Source organism: Nostoc sp. ATCC 53789, assembly GCF_009873495.1.
Classification (GTDB): domain Bacteria; phylum Cyanobacteriota; class Cyanobacteriia; order Cyanobacteriales; family Nostocaceae; genus Nostoc; species Nostoc muscorum_A.
On record NZ_CP046703.1, the window covers coordinates 468100 to 493427 of the forward strand.

General features: G+C 41.1%; 23 protein-coding genes and 1 pseudogene. 13 read left to right on the forward strand and 11 right to left on the reverse strand.

Going from position 1 to position 25328, the window contains the following annotated elements; genetic code table 11:
- The first annotated feature begins 183 nt into the window (after positions 1 to 183).
- A complete protein-coding gene (locus GJB62_RS01745) occupies positions 184 to 2094 on the forward strand; it encodes a right-handed parallel beta-helix repeat-containing protein (RefSeq protein ID WP_114082685.1) in 1911 nt (636 codons plus the stop codon).
- 500 nt (positions 2095 to 2594) lie between these two features.
- Here the strand turns inward: GJB62_RS01745 and arsS are convergent, their stop codons facing one another.
- The 5 genes from arsS to GJB62_RS01770 all read right to left on the reverse strand — a co-directional run bounded on the left by arsS (position 2595) and on the right by GJB62_RS01770 (position 7102).
- Positions 2595 to 3584 carry an arsenosugar biosynthesis radical SAM (seleno)protein ArsS gene (gene arsS, locus GJB62_RS01750; RefSeq protein WP_114082687.1) on the reverse strand — a complete coding sequence of 330 codons (990 nt, stop codon included), beginning with the start codon at positions 3582 to 3584 and terminating at the stop codon, positions 2595 to 2597.
- 43 nt (positions 3585 to 3627) lie between these two features.
- Entirely contained in the window at positions 3628 to 4587 is a 960-nt protein-coding gene (locus tag GJB62_RS01755) for an inorganic phosphate transporter (RefSeq protein ID WP_114082688.1), read from the reverse strand.
- A 125-nt stretch (positions 4588 to 4712) separates the two neighbouring features.
- Positions 4713 to 5681, reverse strand: a complete 969-nt coding sequence (arsM, locus tag GJB62_RS01760; protein WP_114082689.1) for an arsenosugar biosynthesis arsenite methyltransferase ArsM — start codon at positions 5679 to 5681, stop codon at positions 4713 to 4715.
- A 264-nt stretch (positions 5682 to 5945) separates the two neighbouring features.
- The gene (locus tag GJB62_RS01765; RefSeq protein ID WP_114082690.1) at positions 5946 to 6620 is read right to left on the reverse strand and encodes a response regulator transcription factor; all 675 of its coding nucleotides are present in this window, start codon (positions 6618 to 6620) and stop codon (positions 5946 to 5948) included.
- Positions 6621 to 6814: 194 nt separating this feature from the next.
- Positions 6815 to 7102, reverse strand: a complete 288-nt coding sequence (locus GJB62_RS01770; RefSeq protein ID WP_114082691.1) for a Mo-dependent nitrogenase C-terminal domain-containing protein — start codon at positions 7100 to 7102, stop codon at positions 6815 to 6817.
- 374 nt (positions 7103 to 7476) lie between these two features.
- Here GJB62_RS01770 and GJB62_RS01775 point away from each other — a divergent pair, with 374 nt between their 5' ends.
- Positions 7477 to 8100, forward strand: coding sequence for a class I SAM-dependent methyltransferase (locus GJB62_RS01775; protein WP_114082692.1), 624 nt, complete (start codon positions 7477 to 7479; stop codon positions 8098 to 8100).
- Positions 8101 to 8212: 112 nt separating this feature from the next.
- Here GJB62_RS01775 and GJB62_RS01780 read toward each other — a convergent pair whose 3' ends face one another.
- Positions 8213 to 8710, reverse strand: a complete 498-nt coding sequence (locus tag GJB62_RS01780; protein WP_114082693.1) for a GNAT family N-acetyltransferase — start codon at positions 8708 to 8710, stop codon at positions 8213 to 8215.
- A 322-nt stretch (positions 8711 to 9032) separates the two neighbouring features.
- Between GJB62_RS01780 and GJB62_RS01785 the strand changes: the two genes are divergently transcribed.
- The 7 genes and pseudogenes from GJB62_RS01785 to GJB62_RS01815 all read left to right on the forward strand — a co-directional run bounded on the left by GJB62_RS01785 (position 9033) and on the right by GJB62_RS01815 (position 15050).
- Entirely contained in the window at positions 9033 to 9233 is a 201-nt protein-coding gene (locus GJB62_RS01785) for a hypothetical protein (RefSeq protein ID WP_114082694.1), read from the forward strand.
- A gap of 683 nt (positions 9234 to 9916) precedes the next feature.
- Complete coding sequence (locus GJB62_RS01790; RefSeq protein ID WP_114082695.1) at positions 9917 to 10246, forward strand: hypothetical protein; 330 nt, start codon at positions 9917 to 9919, stop codon at positions 10244 to 10246.
- 72 nt (positions 10247 to 10318) lie between these two features.
- The gene (locus GJB62_RS01795; RefSeq protein WP_114082696.1) at positions 10319 to 10867 is read left to right on the forward strand and encodes a GIY-YIG nuclease family protein; all 549 of its coding nucleotides are present in this window, start codon (positions 10319 to 10321) and stop codon (positions 10865 to 10867) included.
- 47 nt (positions 10868 to 10914) lie between these two features.
- Positions 10915 to 12399: a YARHG domain-containing protein gene (locus GJB62_RS01800; RefSeq protein ID WP_114082697.1), complete on the forward strand. Its 1485-nt coding sequence runs from the start codon at positions 10915 to 10917 to the stop codon at positions 12397 to 12399.
- 682 nt (positions 12400 to 13081) lie between these two features.
- Positions 13082 to 13441: a Mo-dependent nitrogenase C-terminal domain-containing protein gene (locus GJB62_RS01805; RefSeq protein ID WP_114082698.1), complete on the forward strand. Its 360-nt coding sequence runs from the start codon at positions 13082 to 13084 to the stop codon at positions 13439 to 13441.
- Between the two features lie 21 nt (positions 13442 to 13462).
- A pseudogene (locus tag GJB62_RS01810) lies at positions 13463 to 13736 on the forward strand (cupin domain-containing protein).
- Positions 13737 to 14303: 567 nt separating this feature from the next.
- Positions 14304 to 15050 carry a creatininase family protein gene (locus GJB62_RS01815; RefSeq protein ID WP_012408581.1) on the forward strand — a complete coding sequence of 249 codons (747 nt, stop codon included), beginning with the start codon at positions 14304 to 14306 and terminating at the stop codon, positions 15048 to 15050.
- Positions 15051 to 15194: 144 nt separating this feature from the next.
- Here the strand turns inward: GJB62_RS01815 and GJB62_RS01820 are convergent, their stop codons facing one another.
- Positions 15195 to 15797 (reverse strand): CPBP family intramembrane glutamic endopeptidase, encoded by a 603-nt coding sequence (locus GJB62_RS01820; protein WP_114082700.1) that lies wholly within the window; start codon positions 15795 to 15797, stop codon positions 15195 to 15197.
- A 94-nt stretch (positions 15798 to 15891) separates the two neighbouring features.
- The gene (locus tag GJB62_RS01825) at positions 15892 to 16956 is read right to left on the reverse strand and encodes a DUF3326 domain-containing protein (RefSeq protein WP_114082701.1); all 1065 of its coding nucleotides are present in this window, start codon (positions 16954 to 16956) and stop codon (positions 15892 to 15894) included.
- Between the two features lie 129 nt (positions 16957 to 17085).
- On the opposite strand from GJB62_RS01825, the gene GJB62_RS01830 reads away from it, so the two are divergent.
- On the forward strand, positions 17086 to 17436 hold the full coding sequence (locus GJB62_RS01830; protein ID WP_245246070.1) for a hypothetical protein: 351 nt from the start codon (positions 17086 to 17088) through the stop codon (positions 17434 to 17436).
- Between the two features lie 126 nt (positions 17437 to 17562).
- Here GJB62_RS01830 and GJB62_RS01835 read toward each other — a convergent pair whose 3' ends face one another.
- Together GJB62_RS01835 and GJB62_RS01840 are read right to left on the reverse strand one after the other, a co-directional pair.
- A complete protein-coding gene (locus GJB62_RS01835; RefSeq protein ID WP_114082702.1) occupies positions 17563 to 19980 on the reverse strand; it encodes a tetratricopeptide repeat protein in 2418 nt (805 codons plus the stop codon).
- 247 nt (positions 19981 to 20227) lie between these two features.
- Entirely contained in the window at positions 20228 to 20626 is a 399-nt protein-coding gene (locus GJB62_RS01840; RefSeq protein WP_114082703.1) for a hypothetical protein, read from the reverse strand.
- 238 nt (positions 20627 to 20864) lie between these two features.
- Here GJB62_RS01840 and GJB62_RS01845 point away from each other — a divergent pair, with 238 nt between their 5' ends.
- Positions 20865 to 22121, forward strand: coding sequence for an alkaline phosphatase PhoX (locus GJB62_RS01845; protein ID WP_114082704.1), 1257 nt, complete (start codon positions 20865 to 20867; stop codon positions 22119 to 22121).
- Between the two features lie 224 nt (positions 22122 to 22345).
- Here GJB62_RS01845 and tnpA read toward each other — a convergent pair whose 3' ends face one another.
- Positions 22346 to 22759 carry an IS200/IS605 family transposase gene (gene tnpA, locus GJB62_RS01850; protein ID WP_114082705.1) on the reverse strand — a complete coding sequence of 138 codons (414 nt, stop codon included), beginning with the start codon at positions 22757 to 22759 and terminating at the stop codon, positions 22346 to 22348.
- A gap of 66 nt (positions 22760 to 22825) precedes the next feature.
- On the opposite strand from tnpA, the gene GJB62_RS01855 reads away from it, so the two are divergent.
- Positions 22826 to 24214 carry an RNA-guided endonuclease TnpB family protein gene (locus GJB62_RS01855; RefSeq protein WP_114082706.1) on the forward strand — a complete coding sequence of 463 codons (1389 nt, stop codon included), beginning with the start codon at positions 22826 to 22828 and terminating at the stop codon, positions 24212 to 24214.
- Between the two features lie 157 nt (positions 24215 to 24371).
- The gene (locus tag GJB62_RS01860) at positions 24372 to 25310 is read left to right on the forward strand and encodes a ferritin-like domain-containing protein (RefSeq protein WP_114082707.1); all 939 of its coding nucleotides are present in this window, start codon (positions 24372 to 24374) and stop codon (positions 25308 to 25310) included.
- Positions 25311 to 25328: the final 18 nt, after the last annotated feature.

Below are 25328 nucleotides of genomic sequence, written 5' to 3' on the forward strand. Positions count from 1 at the left end.
AGTTTATCTATCGATAGGTACTGGATAAAAATTTCTAAGTAGTCTTACTTCCTCGTTGCAAGGACAAGGAAGAGTTCCCCGCCGCAGTACTTCTTACGGTGGAAAGCCTTCTATTCTTTTTCCTGTCATTCTTTCCTCATTTCTCTGTTCCCTTGCGTCCATCGCTTTTCTCTCTTTTGAGTAATGATAAAGACTCTACGCTCCCTTTTTTCTTACGCAGCTTTAACTACTATTGCTTTGGTAGCTGTAGTCACAACCCAGTTAGTAACTACCCAAAAAACTCCTGCGATCGCTAACATTACACCTACCGTTATTCATTCGTTTAATAGCAGTAACAAGTCCGACGGTTCGACTTCAGAGGCAGAATCTGTACAAAACAGCGATCGTAACCTTTACGGTACGAGGTACGGGGGAGGCGCAAATGATAAAGACCTGATTTTTAGGGTTCCTCCTAATGATAGTAATTTCAACCTTTTCTATTTGTTTAGGGATAAGGATGGTCAAAGGACTAATTCTAAAATTGCGGCTACGAGCTTGTACGTCTATGTATCTCCCACGGGAAGCGACACCGGAGGCGATGGCTCGCTAGGCAAGCCATTGAGGACGTTGGCCTATGCAGCAAAACGAGTTCAACCGAATCAAAACTACACGATTTACCTGAACGCAGGTGTCTATAGGGAAACGGAAGCGACGGTACTTCCGCCGGGAGTGAATATCGAGGGAGCAGGTGAATCAAGCGTGACTATTACTAGCAACGGTGCGATTCCTGCTCCAGGAATAAACACAGGTAGCACCGACTGGAGTCTTTGGCATTATGGAAGCATTATTCAGCTTGTCTCGCCTAGCTACTCCGGCTCAAGCCCTAGGTACGGGGCTCCTTCTGAAATGGTTGAGGCGACAGACGGCAATCAGACCTTAAGCGGCTTCACCATAGACGGGAACGGCAAGATCATCAAAGCCGGTGTCTGGGTAGAAAATCGTAATAACGTGACTATGCATAATGTCACATTCAAAGATTTCCAGCACAGCGGTGCAGTTTTTACCCGTGGCAATATGTGGTGGTTCGTCCCGCTTCCAGAGGGAAAGTGGATGAAGAACACAACGATACATGATTGCACGTTTATTAACTCCGCAGCTGATGGAGTATCGGGAGGATCTACTGGTAACTTGAGACTTGGGGGACTTGATGGCGCTGACATCTACAACATTACTATCCGAGAAAATAAAGGATACGGCATCAAGTTCATACATGTAGGTCATCTGCGTAACGTGAAGATTCACGATTGCGATATCCAGGTTCCAGAAGTTGATTCCCAGTGGAGCGAGGATGCTTCCATTGAACTTTGGAATTTGAGTTATGGAAACGAAATCTACAACGTTACCTGTAATACGTGGTTATCGATGGTTAATCATGCAGTAATGAATGATTACCAGCCGACAGCTACACACCCAAGCAATCTCAAGATGCGAAACGTAAGAATAAAAGATATTGACGGACAGAGTGTTAAGGAGTCAATCGAGGTTGCCTTGAGTGGAGTTGAAATATCCGACTCCTATTTTCAGGATAAGGGCTTTGGTATTGCGATCTGGGGAGGGAAAGCATGGGGCGGAAGTATAGAAAATCACAACATCAACATCCACAATAATATTTTCGCAAATGTTGCTCGTAAAGTTCAATTTGGTTTCGGGAACAGTACTGCCGTCTTCATTCCCGATTTAGCTACCAACATCAAGATTCACAACAACGTGTTCGATACCTTGGGGAATAGCCTACAGCTCAACTCCGCAGACAAGATATCGATCAAAAATAATGTGTTCTTGAACTCTCAAGGAGACGATGTGCAAGGAGGTAATAACATTGCTTTCACTAATAATCTCCGCAGGAATACGAACCCAGCAAAACCAACTTGGCAGATCCGATTCGCGGCTAATGCGACAAACATTCAGGGCGATCCCAGATTTACAGGTACAGGCGACCGTTGGAACTCTTACTACAAGGCAGCTTCGTCACGCAGTCTTATGGTGGATAGAGGAACTAATGTAGGACTTCCTTACTCTGGTTCGGCACCTGACATCGGTCGATGGGAGTGGTAAAAATACTTGTTGGGTTTAGGGGGAAAGGGAAAAGCTTAAAAGGGAAAAAACCTTATATATCGAGTCTTCCACTCCTTTTTCCTTTTAACCGAGCAGTATTGGGAGTGGTAAGGAAAGTTGATTTAATAAAATCCAAATTTTTGGATCGGAGTTTGGCTATACCAAAGCCTTAAAGGATAATGTACAGTGACAAATTAATGTCATCGAGGGTGTGAAAGCTTGAACTCTCTAGTCTTAAGCTTAGAAACGGCACAGGGAACTTACAAGCTGTATCAACACAAATTGTTGTCAGTCTAAAGTGGATAAGGATTTATTTGATGACACGAATTTGTCTCAACATCATTTAATTTTTCACTGTACAAAAAGGGAAAAAACCGCGAAATATTGTGTTTCACGGTTTTTAGTGTGGTGTAAGGAGCTTAACTAAATCTCATCATAAAGTAACAGCTCAACAGCAACGCACTGGTAACAATTTTGGTAACAGACTTTTTTTAGCAGCCTTAGAGCAAAGCACCACCACAACTAGAACCACACCCAGCAGTACAACCATAGCAATAAGCAGCAGTTTGGATCTCACTAATCAGGTCTAGACTGCCAGCTTCTAGCAATTTGCTAACTGTTAGTGGTTCAGAATTACCAGTTTTTGCAGGCAAATTCATCATCTGGTTAAAGTCACAATCATATACATTTCCTAGATAGTCAATTGAAAGTTGATCGCGGCACATCAAATGTTCAACTGTGCCAGGATTAAAATTTGACTCTAAAAACTGCAAATAGCTACTGTGTAGTTTTCTCCGTTCTAAATGTATTTTGGTTCTACCAACTGGTAGGTTGTTAATGGTGAAGAGGTTGTTAAATACAATATTAAAATGTTCTTGTAAGAACGTTTTGTAATCTCGTTCTAGGTTAGTCTGTTCGGGAGCTAAGGAAAATTTTTCAGTAGTGGGTAACTGGGGATTAAATACCAAGTCCAAAATTAAATTTTCATCTTTACCATAGCCGAGTTGGTTAAGCCACTGCAAAGCTTTGACTGAACTATCAAAAACGCCAGAACCACGCATTTTATCAACATTATCTACTAAATAGCATGGTAGAGAAGCCACAACTCTTATTTGGTGTTGAGCAAAATATTCTGGTAAATCAGCAAATCCATCTTCAAAATAAATAGTCAAATTAGACCGGACAATCACCTGCTTGCCGGTTGCTCTTGCTGCTTCTACTAATGGCTTAAATCCATAATTCATTTCTGGTGCGCCACCAGTCAAATCCACAATTTTAATTTCGGGAAATTTATGGATTAGCGAAATCAATTGTTCGCAAACTTCAGGAGAAAGCTCTTCTGTACGTTTTGGCCCAGCTTCGACATGACAGTGTGTACAGGCAAGGTTACAACGCTTACCTAGATTAATTTGTAAAACAGAGATCCCCTTTTTTGTCAAAGGTGAATTTAGTTTATTTTTAAATGGTGTAATTTTGGATTGAGTTTGCATTAGCTACTATTCCTTAAATATGATAAAAATTTATTAAATTTTTCTAACCTTGTAATAATCTGTAAATTATTCCACTAATAATTGCAGCAATAGGTAAAGTTAAAATCCACGATAATAGTATCTGATAAAATACACGCATATTGGCTTTTTTGCCAATCAAACCGACTCCAAAAATAGATCCAACTGAAACATGAGTGGTGGAAACAGGAAGTCCAAACAGACTAGCTGCAATCACTAGAATTCCAGTTACTATATTTGCTGATAAGCCTTGAGGAGGATTCAATGAGGTAATCTTTTCACTCATGGTGACAGCAACTTTTTGGGAGTTGAGTAAACCGCCAAGTGCCATTGCGATCGCAATCGTGATCATTCCTCCCTGAACCGAAAAATACTCAATAACTAGAATGAGTGAGGAAATCTTGGGAGTATCATTTAATCCTCTCGCAAAACTCACAACTCCGGCGCTGAGAAAATGGCAAGTATCAATCATTTTTTGATTGACTGGTAGGTTCCATTTGGAATTTATATAGCCAGATAAGCTGTAAATTGCTGCTCCGAAAGGAATGGCAATGATCGGACTGAGAAATAAAGGCAAAACAAAGGAAGTTCCCAAAACGGCAAAATTGACTTTGAGTCCGATCGCAACTAATCCAGCGCCAACTAGCGCACCGATTAAACTGTGAGTTGTGGAAATGGGAAACCCCATAAGGGTGGCTATCAGTACAGTTAGACCAGTTGCGATCGCAACTGCGAGATGAAACTCTGGTGAATTAGCGATCGCATCAGGCACTAGTCCTTTACCAGAGAAGTTTTTAATTAGTGTACTTGCCAAAAAAGTTGCAGTTGCTGCACCACCTAAAGTTGTGAAAGTTGCCCACAAAATTGCTGTTTGATAGCTACTAGTTCGGCTACCAAACAACGTTGCTACCCCTTTAAAGTTGTCATTGGCACCATTTGAATATGCTAAAAAAAGCGTAGCGATAAATAAACTAATTAACAACATTTTGGGGTTTATAAATAAGAAGTCAGAATCCAGAATCCAGAATTAAGAATGCAATTTTTAAAATATTCTAATTATACATTCATACCCCAGTCGTACAGAATAATTCTGAATTCTGTCTTAAGAAATTAACAGCAACCACCACCGCTATAGTGCCAGGTTGAGTTGGTAACAATTATTTCTGCTGGCTTGATAGCCGCAAGTTTAGCGGCAGTTTTATCACACACTGCTGCGGGAATACCTCGCTGGAGTAAGTGTCCTGCTGAGTCATCGAAAAAGGGTTCTGAACCAGCATAAATTGCTGTTTTTCCTGTGAAAATACAAGCACCATCTTCTGGAATATCAACTTTAAAGGAGACAGAATCCAGGCTTTCTAAAAGTAGGTGTTCGTCTAAATTATAAGTCTGAGAATCTAGTAGACGATAAGGACGACGAGCGCGAATTTCAACTTGACCAAAACCAGCATTTGTAATCAGTTCAGTATACTCTTGATATGTAAGCGCGCCTGATAAACACATGGCTCTGAGTCGTTCATCTTGTTGAAGATGTGCTGGAATTTCACTAGTGGCAATTGGATCGCTCATCTGCAAACGTCCGCCTGGTTTTAATACCCGATAGGCTTCTTTTAAAGCACGGTTTAAATCTTCTGGTTCAAAGATGTTGAAAAGGCAATTCTGCGCCACGATATCGACGCTAGCATCAGCAACCGGTAAGTTAAAAGCATCACCTTCGCGGATTTCTACAAAACTCGTGTCAAACCACGGGTTTTCTTGAGCAGCAATTTCCAGATTGCGTGCGGCTGCTTCCCGCATGGCCCCAACCGGTTCAACGGCAATTACAGCACCTGCATAGCGGGAAAAATAAGCGAATTGCAACGCTTCTAAGCCGCCACCAACGCCCACATAAAGCACAGTAGGCTGATTTCCTAGTTCGCTGGAGTGAACGGTAGTGCCACAACCATAGTTCATTTCCTGCATAGCCAAAGGAATTTTCAACCCTGGTAGTTGCAGGGGTGTACTTTGCACACAACAAAGTCCAACTTGCGGGGTTTCGGCAACTTCGCGGTAAAATTGCGCTGCTGTTTCTAGATAAGTCATGCAGTTTTAGATTTTTAGATGATGACAGCTTTGTGCATCCTAATATAATTAACCCTGAGTTGGATGAGTTATTGCTCAGATTGCCAAAAACCTCAAATCTTCCTAGAACACAAAACTTTGAGGTTTTATCGTTATTTCACACTGGATAGGGGATGAGGGAGCAGGGAGCAGGGGGACAAGGGGACAAAAGTTTAGAACTTACAACAAGTCTTTCCCCTTGTCCCCAATTCTCCTTGTCCCCAAGTCCTCTTTCCCATCTCAAATTCAATCATGCAATGTGTAGCCGACACCACTCACAGTTTGAATGAGACACTTTTCGTTATTGGCTTCAAGTTTCAGACGCAGGTAGCGTATATGAAGTTCGATGATGTTGGCATCGCTCATGAAGTCGTAAGCCCAGACTTCTTGTAAAATGCGATCGCAGGTAATTAGCTGTCGTGGATGGGCCAGTAAATATTCCAGTAAATCAAATTCCTTAGCAGTTAACTCAATTAACCTTTGATCTCGGTACACTTGGCGCGTGCGACGATTTAAACTCAAGTCTTCAAATTCTAAAACATCTGCGCTGTCTACTTGCCAATTTCTTCGCAGGTGAGTGCCAACTCTGGCCAATAATTCATCAACACTGAAGGGCTTAACGAGGTAATCATCAGCACCAGCGTCTAAGCCTACAATGCGATCGCTTACTTCATCTTTGACGGTTAATAATATTATTGGCAATTTATCACTAATATTTCGCAGGTGGTGGCAAATCTCTAACCCCGATAAGCCAGGCAACACCCAGTCTACAATTACTAAATCTAGATGTAACTCACGCGCTGCGGTGAGTGCAGTTAATCCATCGTAGGCAATACTGACTTGATAGCCTTCATAATTTAATTCTAATTCGACAAATCGCGCCAGTTTGACTTCATCTTCAACCAGTAAGATGTGCGTCATGATGATGTTAATGATTTCAGCAGGGTACGGTAAGCAACAATACGGTCTGGAAACACTTGAGCGAGGTGCTAGCTACTTACATAGCAAAACATCTAAATTAGGTGTACGTTAGCTTAGTATAAACCTGAGTAAGTAACAACAGTATATTTGAAAATACCGATGGCTGCTTAATCAACGAACGATCAAACTGACTATTAGCAATAGCTTGTGACATCTTCACCACATTTATCGGCAAGATAACAGAGTGCTTTAAAACGCAAACCAACTACTTCCTCGTATAGTGGATTTAATTTACACATCGGAGGAATATGAAATAGCTTCCGACCAAACAGTGTGATATCTTGCTCAAAGGGACACTGAGCAGGAATAGCTTTGCACAAGAAATGAGCCAATTTAGAGTTATGAATTTCTATCTTTTCCAACCACTCGCGTACTGGGTGTAGTAAATCATTGTGTGACCGTACTTGAATAAAGCTTGTCATAATTTTTCACCTTAATAATTTCAAACTAGATTGAGTTTGTTCTATTTGAACCTCTATAAATACATACACTTAGGTTCTATAGTTTTATGCACTGATTCCTAGTTCGTTCGTCCTCTACAAAGATAGAATGAATCTCTAGGTACACTGTAAACTACACATTCAAGGGTCAAAATTCCTGATGATTTCTACAATTTCCAAAAACTTTTGCAACAAATGAATCGGCTAAAGCTGTATCTCACTGGGGCAAGAACCGCTATATTGTGCCAAACGCTAGGCTAGATATTGCCGAACTGCAAAACTATAAATAAATTCTGGGAGGCGCAGCTAAACTTACTCTAAAAAAGCATCAAGCTTTAAGGAAGCTGCGAAAACTTATGACTGATAACTTCTTCAGTAACAAAAAGCTACTTTTTGACCGATGGGCACCAAGTTATGATTGGCTCTTTCCTTCAGTGTTTTATCGAGCCATTCACAAACGCTTGCTGGAGTACGTCGATTTACCAAAGTCAGCAAATGTACTTGATATCGGTTGTGGTACTGGCCGCTTACTTGAGCGCCTTGCTACTCAGTTTCCTGACCTGCGGGGTACTGGATTGGATTTCTCTGCTAATATGTTGCGGTTAGCAAGACAGAGCAACCACCACCGTCCACGCTTAATTTATATTGAGGGTAAAGCTGAGTCTCTTCCTTTTGCTGATGGTCAATTTAATGCTGTCTTCAGCACTATCAGCTTCTTGCACTATTTGGAACCGAAACAGGTAGTTAGTCAGATAGCACGGGTACTTTCTCCCGGTGGCCGTTTCTACTTAGTTGACATTAACATTACTTCTAAAAAAGAGGCAGAGCCTCAATTATTGCCACTTACTCCCCGTGGAATTAGACTCTACAGCCCTAATCAACGTCAACTTCTTGGCTCTTCTGCTGGGCTATTGTGTTTGAATCACCACTATTTATTAGGGCCAGTCTTACTAACAATTTTTGCTAAACCTCCGATTTGAAAATAGAAAATTGGAAAGAGTAAAAGATTGTAAACAGCTTGTATCAGTCATTTTTCTCTATATCTTAATTACGAATTACGTTAGCGTAGCGGTAGCGAGTCCGCGAGCGTCATTACGAATTAGTATGTCCTCGATATTCCATAAACACCACAGGAACTTTGAGCAGCTTTTTAGCTAATTGCGACAATCTAAATTTATCGTTGAGCGTAGACAAGCCTGTTGTTCTGGGAAATTGTGGCAAGTCTTCAAAAGATATTGGTGCAAAATTAAACCGACTGTAAAACTGTGCCAATCGTTCACCTAAACATTCAAGATAAAGTGGTTGCGTTGCTGTATTAATCAAATGCTGCGTTAGCAAAGTACCCAAACCGCGACCTCTCCAAGCTGATGCAACGACCAAACTACCAAGTTCTTGTGCCCCTGAAAAATTACGTAGCTGTCCGCAAGCTACGAGATTATCACCAAATTCAATTACCCAAAATTGCTGCCAGTTTAATTGAGTTGGGTCGAGTTTCGCTGAGAATACCAGCAATCGAATTGACCACTTATCCGCCAAGGTTGCCTTGCGAAGGACACATCCAGATGGTAACGGTGGATTACTCTGGTTCATTAATTACACTTTGATAGTTTGGATCACAATCATCACACGATATTATTCACTTAGATCATTTGCCATTCTCTGTCAAGTGTCAATAAAGCAATTCTAAAAGCATCTCGGATATCAAATCTGTTCTAAATTGTCCTTTAACGACGTCAAGCATTCTAAGGTTAGCAAATTCTATAGTTATGGATTTTTGTCATCAAAGATGAGTAGTACTAAACAATACTTCCGATAGAGGGACAATCAGCGATAACTAGATTCTGGATAGATGTATTCAAAACCCAAATTTTCTTAAGATAATCCCAAGAATAAATAATTAAGGAATGTCATCATGGCTGAACAAAAAAAACAAAAATCTGATAATCAAGAAACTACGCCTACTGCTTCTGGTGGCTACCAAACCCCCATCGACGAAAGTATCCGCAAAACTGGCGATGCTGAAAAGAGTGATGCTAAACCCAGTGCTACACCAGAAGCACCAGGAGAGGATGGTATAGCAGGTAGCCCTAATCAGGGAACTGAATCACGTTAATTGGTTTTAACTTTCCCAAGTTTGAATAATCTTCTTGGGGTTTTTTAGTAACCCCGATTTACTAAACTTTGAGTGGATAGTTGTGGTTTATATCACGATTATTCACTCATTTTTGTTGTGCGAGAATGTGGTGCGCTAAGTGCGTAAGCGCAGCCCCAATACTGCTCGGTTAATGGACTTCTAAATAAAAAAATACTCAACTACTTATTGTGGGGTGGACATCTTGTGCGCCCTTGGCTATGGGCGCACAAGATGTCCATCCCACAGGATTGGATAATTTATTTCTTGGAAGTCCCAACAAAGCTCTGAAAATGTTGGGTTTCGTTCCTCAATCCAACCTACCTGGAGTAGTTTTGCATTCTGGCATTGTTATGTATTTTATTTTACCTCTTACTAAAAAAATGATTTTTATTCACTTAGTTAGTGCTTGTGCAAAGCTATACCCTGTAGGGCAATTCGTGAATTGCCCCTATGGTAAATCGGGGCTTTCACTGCTTTTTTGCCTACCGAAGTTTGTCAGCACAGTGCTAAGGGAAAATCACCTATGCCTGAAAATCTGCTCAACTTCATGATTCTTAATCATGCCAGCTTCCTCTAGTGGCTGACAGAAGTCCCACAATCCAATAGGCTGATCTTAAAGTGGTGATTTTTCACTGAGTCGTTAAGAACTACCTATACAGAAAATGTCTCTTAAAATAGTCCAGAACTTTGATGGCAGTTTCACTCTTGAAGCACAAGCCCAAGAAACTTTGTTCAACTTATTGACAAGCGATGCTTTCTTAAATCAAATTCGTCAACAATTGCAGTGTGAGCAAATTAAATTTACAGAATTAATTTTCCAACCAGTTCCTTATAGCTTAACTACAACTAAAGGAATGCCAGCAGAGTTTGAAAAGTATCATGAATCTGATGAATATGCCATCATCAATGTACCACCAAATTTCATGTTTAGTGCTAAGATTTTTAAACCCAGTCGCCTTTGTGCAATTTACCAAAAATTAGGTAATGGGTAATTTTAAAGATAATTTTTCCCTAATTAGCAATTTTCCATTCTGAAGGCAAATAGTAAGTTTAATATTTGATGTATGGCTCTTGAAACGAATCTTTCTTCTTTGGCAGCCCTGGAATACATTCCTTACATTGATGATAGCGGTCAATTACCTGAGCAATTTCAAGGTAAAATCGGGGTATACGCTATTTTTGACCAAGAAAAAGTGCTGCAATTTGTAGGATACTCTCGTGATGTTTATCTCAGCCTCAAGCAGCATTTAGTCCGTCAGCCACAGCAATGCTATTGGGTCAAAGTTCAAACTATTGAACGCCCTAGTCGCACAATTTTAGAAAATACTGAAAATGCTTGGATTGCTGAAAATGGCAGTGTACCTTGGGGAAATGGGGATAACAAGGAAAAATGGACTCATCCCATTGATGTCAAATTGATAATGACACCTGAAGAACAGGCAAAATATCAAAATCCAGCTAATGATGAATTAGCACAAATGAAAATTATTAAAAACGTGGCGCGGAGAGTAGAAGCAGAAATTTCAACGCAATTATTAGAAGTGCGTGGTTTGCAAATGCAAGTTCGCTTCAATCCTAAATTGAAAGAAGAAGGTTTACTAGATTTGAAATGAAGGTTGTTTTGGGAAAACTATCTTATGAATATCGCTTATAATCTCCCATGACAATACAGCTTCTGAACGATCGCTATCAAGTTATCCGCACACTGGGCGCTGGTGGGTTTGGTGAAACCTATCTAGCAGAAGATACCTATATGCCCTCAAAGCGCCATTGTGTGGTTAAACAGTTAAGACCAATTCACAATAATCCCCAAATTTACCAGTTAGTGCAAGAGAGGTTTCAACGGGAAGCAGCTATTCTCGAAGAACTCGGTGGTGCAAATGACCAAATTCCAGCATTGTATGCCTATTTTTCCTCTGGCGGACAATTTTACTTAGTTCAGGAGTGGGTTGAAGGCGATACCCTAACTGGAAGAGTTCAAAAGCAGGGGCTATTTAGTGAAGGCGCTGTCCAGGAATTATTCATGAATTTATTACCCGTCCTGGATTATGTTCACTCTAAGCACATCGTTCACCGCGATATTAAACCGGATAACATCATTGTGCGTCATCGTGATGGTAAACCAGTGCTGATTGATTTTGGCGCTATCCGGGAGTCAATGGGAACCGTAGTAAATTCTCAAGGCAATCCTACCAGTTCGATTGTGATTGGTACACCTGGCTATATGCCGAGTGAACAAGCCGCAGGTAGGCCAGTTTATTCGAGTGATTTATACAGTTTAGGAATGACGATAATTTATTTACTCACTGGTAAACAGGCGCAACAACTAGAGACGGATTCCCAGACGGGTGAAATTGTATGGCGACAGTATGCGAGTCATGTTAGTCCAATCATAGCAGGAGCGATTGATAAAGCGATCGCATATCATCCGCGCGATCGCTACCCCACAGCTAGAGCAATGCTGGATACTTTGCAGAACATCGCAAATCCAATTCCACCAACGCAACCTATCTTGACTCAACCGACTATAGTTTCTGCACCACCACCTCAGACATTACCTGTCAAACCACAGCCGAATCCTCAAGGTAATAGTCAGAATAATATCCTTATGGGCAGTTTGATTGCAGGTGGGCTAATCGGTGCATCTGTGATTATTAGCCAGGTATTAACAAAACCTACTCAATCTACAGCAGACAAAACAGTGTTACCTTCAGAAACACCGTCAACTATCACCAGCCCAGTCATAGAAACTCCTAAATTTATACCAACTACCCCATCTGTTCCTACTCAACCCTCATCTGTTCCTACTCAAATTACACCCGCCCCAACGACATCAATACCGCCAGTAAGTACCACAACTGCCAACACTTATTTATGGCTTTCCCAAAGACTTGTAAATGATGCAGATTTGGATGGTAAAGACGGTTTTGAACTAGATATTATGCGAAATTCGATTTTTGCTAGTCACGGCCGCCGTTTTGATACTCCTGGATTACAAGATTACTTTGATAACCAACCTTGGTATAAACCTATATATTCACCAAAAGCGTTTCCATCTAAATTGCTGTCAAAATTAGAGCAACAGAATATTGAGTATATCAACAAATATCAAGAACGTTACGGCTTGAGATATTTTAAGAAATAAGTTTAGGCAAGAGGTAACTGGAAAGAAAGCTTTTTGAATTGTAATGAGTTTTTTCAAAAATCAATCAAATATGAGCCTTATATGTTGCTAGGGTCGTACTAGTGTAAGCGGTTACACTCGATACATTTATTGCAAATATTCTTGTAAATGCTATAACTTCTAAGTATATTAGCTTGAACTTATCAAAGGATTTATTGCTACTTATTAGATAATATCTAGGTTGTCTGGTGTAATATACTAGACTTATGACTAGATATTTAATAGCCTAAAATCGCTAGATATTAAAGACTAGTCCTACCGAAGCCTATATGGAGTGAGAGCTAAACTGTTTTTTTCTACGCCAAATTCCATCTCTAGATACTAGGCCGTTTCAGAACCAGGCATTTATATTTAATATATAAAATTGCTATCTCAAACATTAGCAATCGATAAGTTAAAGAAATGCCATTTTTATAATTTCTTTGTTATTTTGTATTTAACGGGACAGTTCTTCCCGATTTGGTGGGCTTAAATAACAATTAGTTAGACAATTTCCCTCCAAAGATGCATGTAAATTCTTTGCGTTGTGCTTATTTTTCTGCATAATCTCCAAGCATAATGCAAATTGGCTCGACAGATTAGATGTGTAATATTCCAATTCGGCAAATAGTTCATCTACACAAGGAAAACCTTGCCTACTACTATGCTTAATATAAAGAATCAGCGTATTTTTTTGCCTGCGTTTATTCAACCTTTAGGACAAAATAATCAAGCAGATAGCAAAAAGGAATTAGCTAAATCTAAATTAGATTTATTGCAACCATTACGTCAATGGCTGGATGAAATTGAGATTCAAAATCGAAAATTAGCGAAATTTATTGCTAAACTGATTCCTGCTCAGTGTCCATTCGAGCGTGATATCAAGCTTTTTGGCCGCAAAATAGGACACATTCCGCCAATGTGCAAACTCAATCCGCTTTATAACGAACTTGTCTACTTGCGTTTTCGCGCTTTGTGTTATTTAGTAGATCAGTGTGGAGAGGATATTCAATCCTACTGCTGAACATAACTAGAAAAACGCAACATGGAAATTCAAATTGAGCATCAGCTATAAGACTTGAACGCCTCAATGAATTGGGTGTCTATAAATGGGATATTTGGAGAAAGGAAGTCTCAAAATTCCCTTGGACTTATGATTCTCAAGAAACTTGCTACTTTTGGAAGGCGATGTGGTTGTTACTCCTGATGGTAGACAACCAGTGCAAATGGGTAAAGGCGATTTGGTGATTTTTCCGGCTGGAATGTCCTGCACCTGGGAAATTACAAGCGACGTGAAAAAACATTATTACTTTGATTAATCAAGACTTAAGATTGATCCCCGTTCTTTTCTTGATGATCCACAAAACCAACATCTCACAACATCTCATAAATTTAGATTTTTCTTATAGGTGGGGTTCGCAATGAGAATCGTAGGATAAAGTAGCATATTTGGTAAATTGCTTATATCCATATCTGTCAAAACTCGTTGCGACTCCATCCCCTAAACAATATTTATAAAAATAGATAGCCTCATTTTCTCCATATTTGGCAGAAAGTTGATGGCAGATATCTAAAAGTATGAAATTCATTGATCCCCGACAATTTTAGCGAAGTCGGGGATCTTGTTCTTGAAATTTATCATAGCGATCGCCACTACTGGGAATCTTGGGAGTTCATAATCAAGTTAGTGGGAGTTTAATCAATACTTTTCGGATAAACCCAATAATCTCTCTTTTGGTCTGGGGAAAGGTTAAAGGGCAATGGGGAAAGGGAAATTCAAACCCTTTCCCTTTCCCCTTTTCCCCAAAACCCGAAAAGTATTGAGATGCTATTCAGCAGAGAAGGGTTTCGTCTTACCGCAATTTTATTGAGGAAAATCATTAAAAATGTTACTGCATTTGAGTACTTGGCAAGAAGTCGAAGCTTATTTACAGCAGTCGAAGGGGATTATTTTCCCTATTGGTTCTACAGAACAACATGGGCCAACGGGGTTAATTGGTACTGATGCCATTTGTGCAGAAGCGATCGCAGCTGGTGTGGGTGATGCAACTGGCGCGATCGTTGGCCCTACAATCAATGTGGGCATGGCACTGCATCATACTGCTTTTCCTGGCACAATCAGTCTGCGTCCTAGCACTTTAATTCAAGTAGTTCGAGATTATGTAACTTGTTTAGCCAAAGCTGGTTTTAGCAAGTTCTACTTTATCAATGGACATGGTGGTAATATTGCCACCCTTAAAGCGGCGTTCTCCGAAACTTATGCCCATTTAGAAGATTTGCAGATTGCCAATGCTCAACAAGTGCAATGTCAAGTGGCAAACTGGTTTATGTGTGGTTCTGTATATAAGCTAGCTAAAGAGTTATATGGGGATCAAGAAGGTTCTCATGCAACGCCAAGTGAAGTAGCCCTCACCCAATACGTTTATCCAGAAGCGATTAAGCAAGCACCCCTTTCACCAGAAGTTGCAAGCGGACACAGGATTTATAGTGCGGCTGACTTTCGAGTGCGTTATCCAGATGGACGTATGGGATCAAATCCTGGTTTAGCAACACCAGAACACGGAAAGCAATTTTATGATTTGGCGGTGAAAGAACTCAGCAATGGATATTTGGAATTTGTGAACGCAGATTGAAGGGGGCAGGAGGCAAGGGGGCAGAAAGTAGAAACTCTATCTAATGTGTGAGTCCTGCATTTGTACTCTTTCCCTTTCCCCTTTCCCCTTTCCCCCTTAACCAAAAAGTATTGGGGCTACGCCTACGCACTAATTCCTACAAGCTCAAAATTTATTTTTTAATTGCCGCAATTGCCACATTTTCCAGAAATAGCTAGAAATCCAATTGGTAATCATGTGAGCGACAATCGGCACTAATAGGTTGCCCGTAAGCAAGGCGCTATATGCCAATATCATCCCAACAATTGTTGCCCAAATCACATAAGGCCATTGTTGAGAACCACTAAAATGCAAGATGCCAAAGCAAAAACTAGATACAATGACAGCCAGATGATCTAATCCTAAAGCTGACAGCATTACACCTCGAAATAACAATTCTTCACTCAACCCTGGTAGTAAACCGAGCCAAATTAAGTCTGGTAAGGCTAAGGGCTTCAGTACCACTTCTAGATAATAATCTGCACTTTTTCGATAGGGAGTCCAAACGCGATAAGCTATGCCACTTAAGGCGGTGATGACGAATCCCAATCCAACACCCAACAGCAAATCTTTCTCGTCCCACTTCCAGGAAAATAGGGAAAAGTTACCAAAGTGCAACGACAGTTTGGCGACTATCAACAAAATGATTGCAGTCGCTCCCATCGCCCCAAGTACTTGGATGCGTGTCAGATATGGAATTTCTGGCTCTTGTTTTTGTTGTTCAATCACAGGTTTTTAGGGGAAGGGGCAGGGGGAAGCGGGCAGGGGGAAGATAGAACTCTAACTCTTGTACAGACGCGATTAATCGCGTCTCTCCTAACTCCTAACTTTTAATTACTGGCTGCAAAGGTGATAGTTTGGGACGGAGAGCGGAGGGGTTAATGCCTGCTTTGTGTGCTACTAATACGCCTACTGCTTCTAAATATGAGTTTACCTGTATAACTTTGATCCCCAACGGTTGAGGAGGAACTTTGATTAGAGTTTTATTTTCTTCTACTGTAATTATTTGGCATTGTCTTTGGCTTAAACTCAGTAAGGCACTGCTACCACAAGCATTTGCAGGTGCGATCGCAGCATCCACTTCATCTGCCCAAATATCTCCTTTTTCTGATGCAATCGCTCCTTTATCTATTATAAATTGTGGGGCACGACTTAATCCTACAAGGACGCACGGCAAAAAGGTATAACCCAATTCTTCGGCGGCGGAACGGGGAGATAAATCAGCTTGTGGGGGTTCGCTCAAAAGGGCGGGAGAATGGGCGCAAGGAATTTGAAAGGTTCGCACTAGCAAATGGCTAATTACGGCTTCTGCACCCGCTAGGGGATCTACGCCTTCACCTTGACGATATTTCTGTACTGCTTCTGAGTCCATATCATCGGGGAAACGGGCAACAACTGCGATCGCTTCTGCCCCCGCTTTTTTAATTAATATCTCGGCTGCCCTTAACAAGCTATCTGGGTTGCCAATTGTTCCCCAACTAGCTCCCGATGCTGTAGTCCGCAATTCTACATTTAATGGTGCATCTGTAATTACATAATCTGTTAGAGTCAATCCCAGAGTTGCTCTGACTGCATCGGCTGCTTGTATATGCCGTAGCCTTAACTCTGGCTCAATAGCTTGGTCTAAAAGCAAACCTACTTTGTTGTTGCGGACTGGACGCAAACCCCACCACCCAGAGGCAAATTTGTCAAGTCCATAACCTTCAACATAGAAAGTATTTGGAAGGTTCCAATACAAACTTGCGCCATTAAGGACATTGGGGTGAGTAATTAGGCGATCGCAAACCTGTGCGATGACTTTGGCAACAGGTAAAGCATCTCCTGCATAACCCCCAATGGCAGCCCCAATGCCAGTTGGTACGATTAAGATAGCGGTGTATGGACGCATATTGAGTTATGAGTTATGAATCAGAAGCCATCAAATACTAACTCCTAACTCTTGTACAGACGCGATTAATTGCGTCTCTAATTCTATTGATCTCATTTTTCTGCTAAAACTATTATTGCTTGGCAAGAAGTGGAAGATTATCCCCAGTTGGAAGACCTTGTAGCCTTGGTTTATGGTTGGGATAAATTGGGAAATGAAACGCTAGAAGATGAAGTGATTGAGCTACTGGGCTTTGAGGATCTGGATGATTTTTGCGATCGCATTACACCTGTAGAAGGAGATAAACTAGGGGGTTATCCAGAATGGGTACAGGGAATGGAATGTCCTGGCTGCCCCATTTGTCAGAAACCTATGCGTCAGGTTTTTCAACTGGCTTCTAAGGATAATATCCCTTATTCGTTTGGAGATATGGGTACTGGACACATTCTTCAGTGCAAGTCACACAAGCATGAGTTTGTCTTTGTTTGGGCTTGCAGCTAGGAAATCTTCATGAGCCTGATTATTAATTTACTATAGGACTCATATTTGATTTTTGAAAAATACAACTCAAAAGCCTTCTTTCCTATTGCCTATTGCCTCATTCAGAAACTATAAGCAACTCATATTTTATATATTATCACTGTTACACTGCCTGCTAACGCAGATAAATAAACCAGATTGTGAAATTGAAATTTTTTCAACTTGCTTCGGAGCTTTTATTTCAGTAAATAACTGAATTCCTTGATTAAAATTAAGTTTACTTTCATCAGGCTTTGCCATCTTTTGATAAGTTAAACCTAATTGATAATAAGCTTCAGCTAGATCGCACTTAGCACCTATTTTATCCAACAGTTCGATTGCTTCTCTATGATGAGCCAGGGCTAATTCAAAATCTGCTTGTTGCCGATTTATTTCTGCTAAACCATTGAGTGTTTTTGCTTTCACCTGCATATAGTGGCTTTCTTCCGCAAAAGTTAAAGCTTGGTGTAATATTTTATTTGCTTGATAAAACTCTCCTAAATTGACGTATGTTTGACCCAAAATTTGCATGAAATAGACAAATCTCCCAGTCTGTTCTACCAGTTTTTCGTTCGTAATATTCTGATAAGCTACATCTGCTAATGCAAAGGAGGCATCACGCAAACCTAAATAAGAATACACCAAAGCTAAACAAACTGATGCTTTCTCTGCCCAGCGATGATGCTCAGTATTTTGGGCTAGGTAAATTACTTGTTGAAATAAATTTGCGGCTGCCTCTAACTCCCATAAATCTATCTTGTAAAGACCAATACTTAATAAAGAATCTACCTCTAGCATCCTCAGATAGTAAACTGGATGTTTATTTTCTGGCTGAGGTATAAGTGATTTTAGTGCTTTGGTTGCCAGAGTAAGAGTCTTTTCTTGACAAGCGATCGCTTGACTAATTTTACCTGTTATCCAATATAGATCGCCCAGTATATTATAGAGTTCGCTGAGGTTTTGGTTATTTTCCAGATTGTTAACAACTTGATTAATTGCCGCCAGTATCGGTTGAATTAAACCCATCCGATACAACGTACTACCAAGAGGCAAAAATTGCTGCCATTGATTATTTCGGCTTTTTAAAATTACCTTACCTGCGAACTCAAACTCATTAATTTCTATATAATGATAATATGCTTCGAGAGCTTGCAAAGCATCTTTAAAAGTTTCAATTTGTTTAATACTAGCTGTCCAAAATTCTGCGGCTTTGTGGTTGGCAATTTCCCATTCATTGCTGGGGCGTAAACGTGCGATCGCTTCAGCACGAATCACCGGATGCAGCCAATATTCGCCTTTATCGCACTCCACTAAAGACCGATTTCTCAAGGAGGCGATGATTTGGCGATGTTGATCGGGTGGGACATCCCAAAGTAAACAAAATAACCCTTGTGATGGGATGGTGGGTATATCTTGGTAACGATAACATCCCAAACGGCAAAGCAAGCGATAAGCTTGAGGGTCGAGGGCTTGCAAACGATTGATTTGACTAACCGCTAAATTTTTTAAGTCCGTTGCTGCTAAAGGATCGGCATGATTTTCTTGCCAATAAAGAACCATGTCACCGCCAAAATCTTCCTGAATCGAACCACAGAGAATTCCCATTGCTTTAGCATTACCGCCATAAGTGCGATGTATGATTTGCAAGGTTGGCGAGTCGATGACTAACCCACGGTTGCTAAAAAACTTTTGCCATGCGCTTTGATCCAAACCAGGAAGCCGATAGTGATTTACATTCAACCCAGGTTCACAAAGGCGATCGCGGCTAGTAATCAAGGTAACAGATTGCACCCTGGCATCAGCCAACACCCGCAATAGTTCTACATAGTTGCGGTGAGAAGCAATCAATCCACCTTGTTGATCTAATGCAGGTTCGAGATTGTCAATTAATACCCCAATCCGCCGATTGTGGAGTTCGCGCTTGAGTCGTCCCAATGTAACCCCAAATTCTACTCCAGGTTCTTGCTCAAAGTCTTGTTTGAGCCATTCTTCTACTACTCGTTCGGCGGGGGTGATGTTTTGAGTTTCCTTCGCCATCAGCAGTTCCAAAACCAAGTCAAATTCTTGATGGAGATATTGCTGCGCTAGAGTAGTTTTGCCTAAGCCTCCCTCACCTTGGATGACAATGACTTTCGAGCCTTGATTTACCAAATTATTCAGGTGAGCGATCGCTTCTGTTCGTCCAATAAAATTGGTATCCTCTAATTTTGGGGTGGGATGTGGCGATCGCGAGTAATCAATCAGACTGGATGATATCGCAGTAGTTTTTCTCAGAACCCGTTCCAAAGTAGCGCGACAATTACTTTTGGTAATCTTTTCTCGCAATACTTTAGAAAGCAGCTTCCATAACTGAGAACCCGCATCCTTGGCGTGTCCTTCGGTACAACCGTAAGAATGAGCGATATCCAAATATTTTCTACCCAACCAAACTTGCACAAGAATCACTTTTTGCAAATCGCTCAACCGTTCCCCAGTCTGCGGGGGAATTGTGGCATCTAACCATGCTAATGCTGCTTCAGCGTCCATTGTGTAACGACGAGGGGAGTTCAGATTTTAGGGACAACTATAAATTACTCTACAGTTATATTGCGGGAGTTTTCGGATAAGATTCTGTAAACCCGACTTTTTTCCCGACTTTTGCAAACTTTATTCAAAATTCAGCCGCAATTTTCATTGCTTCTTGTGAGTGCAACTAATGGAGTCTCTTGCAAAAGCCACTTAATTGACCCAAAAAATTAATTTAGTATCGCTAGTTCTTTAATACGTTTGTCAATTAGCTCAATCTTGTAATAGTCAAAATTAAAGTTCCATGATTGTTAAAATACATTATTGGGAGATCATTGGCATAACAAAACAACTCCCCACTTGAAGTAGCTTTATATTTCTCCAATTTCTTCCCAATTAAGAACTCTTGTTCAGCAGACTGGCCAATATTCCCAATTAGGGAAAACCAGTTTTCGTTTGGTTTTCTGCGGAACATCTTAGCCCAACGTAGCCACGGTTTTGTATACCCATCTGCATCACTTCTAATCTTGGCATCATACCAAAACTGTTCTCCTTGTACTTCAAACTTATAACTTGCTCCTATTTCTAGAAAAATACCAGTGGCGTTCCAGTATTTCTGAGCGTCTATTATTGTTTCTGATGGAGAGCTAATTTGTAGCTTTGTCATTTTTGTATTAATTTTACATAATTGTAACGATGAACCGGAACATCACTTATTACATACGAATAATCACTTGCCAAAGAAAAAACATTAAGGAGATAAGTTTAGAAATTTGTATTACTTCAATGCCTTGAATAATCTTTTTTTAACCTCTTATTAATTTGAAAAGCTTACTCTTCTTAGATAATTGAGGCTAGCTATTTACAACAAATTAAGCCTCATCTAAAACATCAGGGAGTATACATTGAATTTATCGAGACGTGAGTTTTTTACCCTGGCAGGAGCATCTGCTACAGGTGCTGTCCTTCTATCTCCTTTGCAAGCATTTTATGCTAAACCTGCGATCGCTGCGGGCCCCTACGGCAATTTAGTGACCGACCCCAACGGAGTATTAGATTTGCCATCAGGATTCACTTACCGCAGACTATCCGAAACAGGCCAAACGATGAATGATGGTTACTTAGTACCGGGTGGTCACGATGGTATGGGTGCTTTTGCCGGGTCTAATGGCAATACGATTCTAATTCGCAATCATGAACTCGGTACTTCTGGCAATGGTGTGGGCGCTCCCAATGTCAGCAAGTACAACACAAATGGGAGGGGCGGTTGTACTAAATTGGTTGTTAATTCTTCCCGCAACCTGGTAGAACATCGGGGTGTCCTAGCTGGAACTATTCGCAACTGTGCTGGTGGCCCTACGCCTTCAGGGTCATGGTTAACCTGCGAGGAAACTTTTGAAAGCAATAACGGCAAGAAGCATGGTTATGTGTTTGAAGTTCCCAGTAGTGCAAATACTTTTGTCACCCCCGTCCCACTAACCGCTATGGGGCGTTTTAATCACGAGGCTGCTGCTGTAGACCCCAACACAGGGTATATCTACATGACAGAAGACCGGAGTGATGGGCTTTTCTACCGCTTCATTCCCAACCAAAGCAACAACCTGAGTGCTGGCGGCACGCTATACGCTTTAAGAATTACGGGGTCGTCTGGAATCAACACAGCTACGGGTTTCCCAAAAAATACGCCTAGGGCGGTGAACTGGGTACAGATTAGCAATCCTGATCCCACATCTGATACTGTCAGAACAGCAGGGTATAACAGCGGTGCCGCCAGGTTTTCAGGTGGGGAAGGCATCTTTTATGGCAGTGGTTATGTCTACTTCACTTGCAAGAGTGGTAGTAGTTCTGGAAATGGGCAGATTTGGCGTTATTCGCCCGCTAATAATACCGTTGAACTCTATATTGAACCCAACAATTCTGGTGTGCTAGACAATCCAGACAATATTGTGGTTTTCCCCAACCGGGACATCTTTCTCTGTGAAGATGGGGATGGAACGGATTACATTCTGGGCATCACTCCCAGTGGAAGTCTTTATAAGTTTGCTAAAAATGCCCTCAACACATCAGAGTTCGCCGGGGTCTGCTTCTCCCCCGATGGTCAGACGATGTTTGTCAATATGCAGAGTCCAGGAATAACCTTTGCTATCTGGGGGCCCTGGTAACGCTACATCCTGTTTCAGCCTAGCCAGAGCGATCCCCCTGACTAGGCTCTTATCCTGACTTCAATCAGACAGTCTGACTTGATATACTCCCCCGAATCCACTTCGCTAAATTCGGGGGATTCTAGGCTCAGACAGCGATATTTTCTATCGTACCTATGCTGAGAACCTCCGGCTTTTAGCCGGGGGATGAAAGCTATCCGCCTGATTTATCAGGCGTTTTAGTTTTAATTACTTTTTTGATTCTCAATATATTTTCTCACAACTTCTGTACTTGCTGCACCAGTCGAAGCGACAAAGTAACTAGGACTCCAGAGAGAAGGGAGTTTTTTCAGGTGCGGGAATTCGCGTCTGAGGTGATGAGATGCCCTCCCCTTAATCCATCTAGCTACATCAGCAGGTGACTCATGCGTTGGGACATTTAAAAAACAATGAACATGATCAGGCATTATTTCTAAAGCGATAAGTCTCCAACTATGCTCAACTACTAACTCTAATATAATTTCTTGTAAACGCTGTGCTACTTCTTTTATTAGCACGGCTTTTCGTCGTTTAGGAACAAATACAAAATGGTAGTTTAGGGATGAAACTGAGCCATTTGTCCGCCTGTATTCGTAGTCTGATGGTGATAATTTAGCCACTAATTAAATGTTGTTGACTTATACTCTAGCAACATTTATAGTAAGATATACAGGAGGTAAAAACAAGTGTACAAAACCTGTTCAATTAGGGCTAAATTTAATGACGAAGAAACAGCTTTTTGGTTAAACCAGTGCGAAAATGCTAATAGCTTGATAAATTGTGCATTGTACGAAACTAAGAAAATTCATTACGCCAAATTGCAAGAAAATGGTAATGCCTTTACTATTTATTGGCGTGGTGATGATTTACGTAGTGGATGGAAAACTTATAGATGCACTACAACTTACCCTGAGTTAGACTTAATTCTCAAACAGAATGTGCATTACAAAGCAATGGCGGCTCAATCAGCACAACAAACGCTAAAGTCATTTGGTGAGTCAATTACAGCCTATAACGGACTGGTCAAAGCTTATTACAACGGTGAGGTTGATAAACCATCCTTGCCGAAATATCGCAAAAAGGGAGGTCTAGCTGCTGTTACATTTCCGCGTCAGGCTCTAAATTTTAATGAGGGATATTTCAAGCCATCAATTAGTAAAGAAAGTAAAGCAGAATTACTAACTGAAATTAGATTATATCTTCCAGAATTTATAGATTCAGCTTGGGTCAAGGAAGTAACAGTACGCCCTAACTTTGGTCAATTATGGATTGATTGGGTGATTGATGATGGTAAAGAGCCAATAGAAAATAATCCCCAATTAGATTACACGCAAGCATGGAGTTTTGACCACGGCGGTTCTAATTGGTTAACAGGTGTCTCAACCCGTGGGAAAAGTTTGATTATTGATGGTCGCAAACTTAGATCACTGAATCAAGGATATTCACGTTTAGTTGCTAAATACAAACAAGGCAAGTCAGATTTTTATTGGGATTCCAACCTTGATAGAGTGCAACGTAAGCGTAACAACCAGATGCGAGATGCAATCAATAAGGCTGCTAGATTTATTGTCAATCAATGTCTTAACGATAAGGTGGGCAACATTGTTATTGGTTGGAATGTTGGACAGAAACAAAATTCCAACATGGGAAAAAGAAATAACCAGAATTTTGTAGTTATCCCAACCAGTCGATTAATTGAAAGGTTAAAACAACTCTGCCCGGAATACGGAATTATTTTAACAATTACCGAGGAAGCATATACAAGTAAAGCATCATTTCTTGATTGCGACTCCCTGCCCAAGCATGGCGAAAAGCCCCAAGGGTGGAAAGCAAGCGGAAACCGCATAAATAGAGGACAGTACAGAAGCAAAGACGGCTCCATTGTTAATGCAGATTGCAATGGAAGCGCAAACATCATGCGAAAAGTAGCCACACAGCTAGGGTTAAATCTAGCCGAGGTGGGTAGGGCATCTTTGACAGTGCCACAGCGAATTGATTTGTTTACGCGATTATCCAAATCATATCGCAAACGTTGCGGAGTGGGTCTTTTAGACCCCATAGCAACATCAGTTTAGAATCCTTCGGCTAGAAGCCGAAGGAGATGTCAAAACCAACTTTTTCCCCGACTTTTGCAACCCTATCACATCAAACTGCCGACTTCAGCCGACTGACAAAACAAAGTGCGATCGCTTAGGCTATTGGGCATAGAGATAAAAATTTAAGTATAAAAATATGCTTAACACCCTCAGCCCAATCACAGAAGACTTAGCAGGTCAAAGCTATCCCAGTCCTCATTATTTGCAAACACAGCGCCGCATCCGTTCCCTCATAGACAAATATATTGCAGTCGAACAACTACATAACCGCCTGCAAGATTTACCGATACAGTTTGCCAATCCCCAACCGCGTCCCTGGAAACTCATCGACTGGCAAACAATTAACCGCAATCAAATTATCGGCTTAGACGCAGAGGTATTTTTATCTATATTGATAGGTGCGATGGATACAGAAGCACCAATTCGCGGCTATACCCAAACAAGTCGGCAGTATTTAGAAAAATTGCATCCTCAAATGGCTCGGTTTGTTGGTGGAACTGTCGGTGAAAATGGCGAACTGCTGGAACTTGGTTTGTGGGAAAAGGAAGAACGTCAGCACACACCAGCATTAATCAAAGTTTACACCCAATTAACAGGCGAGAAAATTACCCCAAAATTTCGTACTGTTAGAAGCTATCTCCCCACAGATGATGCTCACGAAGACTTATATCGCCACGGCTTACACCGCATTGCCACAGAATACGGTGCAACCTGTCTCTATATTTGGTTGATGGCTCACACCACTGGCGCACTCCAGGATGTTTTAGAGGAACTAGCACAAGATGAAATCAATCATACGACCAAATTCTGGGGGTTTGGAGTCTGGACTTTCCCTGATACTGGGTTGACACGAATTGGACGCACACTCATCAAAACGCGATCGCAAAATTATCAGCGCAACAACCTCATGCGTACTCTCCGCCGCATGATGGCTACCCTCAACTGGAATGCTTGGTCATTGACTAACAAAGCAACTCTCCTCTTCACCTTCACCTATACAATGCGTCGTCTGTGGAGTTGGAACAACACCCTCACATCAGAGTATCTGCAAGATTTATTTGAAACTACTTATTAGTAAAAACAAAGGACAAAG